The organism is Priestia sp. 10L35, assembly GCF_056395685.1.
The window spans coordinates 1-1,005 of record NZ_JBFTKA010000043.1 but is presented as its reverse complement, the minus strand read 5'-3'; the positions used below and the strand labels follow the sequence as shown (position 1 = coordinate 1,005).

The window sequence follows — 1,005 nt, the reverse complement described above, 5'->3', positions numbered from 1 at the left end:
GCTCGAAAAGAAGTATTTAAATATATAGAGCTCTATTACAATACCAAAAGAATGCATTCTTCTCTGCATTATCTTTCCCCTATTGAATACGAAAAAGCCTATTCATCATAGTATCTTAACTTAGTGTCCAATAAATATTGACAAGTCCATTAAGTTAAAAAACGGGTATATACGACCTAACAATCACTTGGAGGTGTTTTTTCTATGGGGACAAGATATACTTAATACATATTTTGATTCTTGAATTTATAAAAATAAAGCTGTAAAAACTACCAATGCATATAAATGATTCATTACTCCTTTATAAGGTATACTATAGTAAGAGGAGTAGTGATGTTAGTATGTATTATTACGGCAAAAGAAATCAAGAACCTTTAGCCCAAGAACAAACAGAGGTTTGGGAATGTACAGTAGAAGATTGTAAGGGCTGGATGAAAAAGGATTTCTCTTACGACAATCACCAAAAATGCCCTTTGTGTGGAAATTATATGAAAGCTGGAGAACGGCTTATTAATAAAATCCCCCTTAATCCCCATCGAAGATAATTTGTACCAATGCTATCGCATAGATTAAAAATTACTACTATATTATTTAATTGAAAATATAGTTAATTTATTTGCATTTGCTTTCTATTTCTAATGTATGTTATAACTAGTTATACCTTGTATCGATCGTCTTGTCTAAAACCCAGGCTTTTTTTAAAGCCTGGGTTTTCTATTGAACTAATAGTAGATAAATCATGGTTTTCTAATTATAAGACCATAAAAAAAGGACTCCTTCATAAGGAGTCCTTTTTGTTATCACTTTTAATTATGCTTTGTGAACGTTAGCAGCTTGTGCTCCACGTTGACCTTGCTCGATATCAAAAGTAACTTTTTGACCTTCTTCTAATGATTTGAAACCTTCACCTTGAATAGCACTGAAATGAACGAATACATCGTCTCCGCCTTCGATTTCAATGAAACCGAAACCTTTGTCTGCATTAAACCATTTTACTGTACCTTG

Annotated in this window: 3 protein-coding genes; 2 read left to right on the top strand and 1 reads right to left on the bottom strand. The window is 32.1% G+C overall.

Translation table 11 applies throughout. The features are described from left to right. Both AC1DEF_RS29045 and AC1DEF_RS29040 read left to right on the top strand, forming a co-directional pair. Positions 1 to 111 (top strand): IS3 family transposase (locus tag AC1DEF_RS29045; RefSeq protein WP_477727650.1); only part of this gene is annotated, 111 nt, incomplete at its 5' end. A gap of 230 nt (positions 112 to 341) precedes the next feature. Beyond that, the gene (locus AC1DEF_RS29040) at positions 342 to 545 is read left to right on the top strand and encodes a cold-shock protein (RefSeq protein WP_097825567.1); all 204 of its coding nucleotides are present in this window, start codon (positions 342 to 344) and stop codon (positions 543 to 545) included. Between the two features lie 265 nt (positions 546 to 810). Here AC1DEF_RS29040 and AC1DEF_RS29035 read toward each other — a convergent pair. Beyond that, positions 811 to 1,005 (bottom strand): cold-shock protein (locus AC1DEF_RS29035; protein WP_274582571.1); only part of this gene is annotated, 195 nt, incomplete at its 5' end.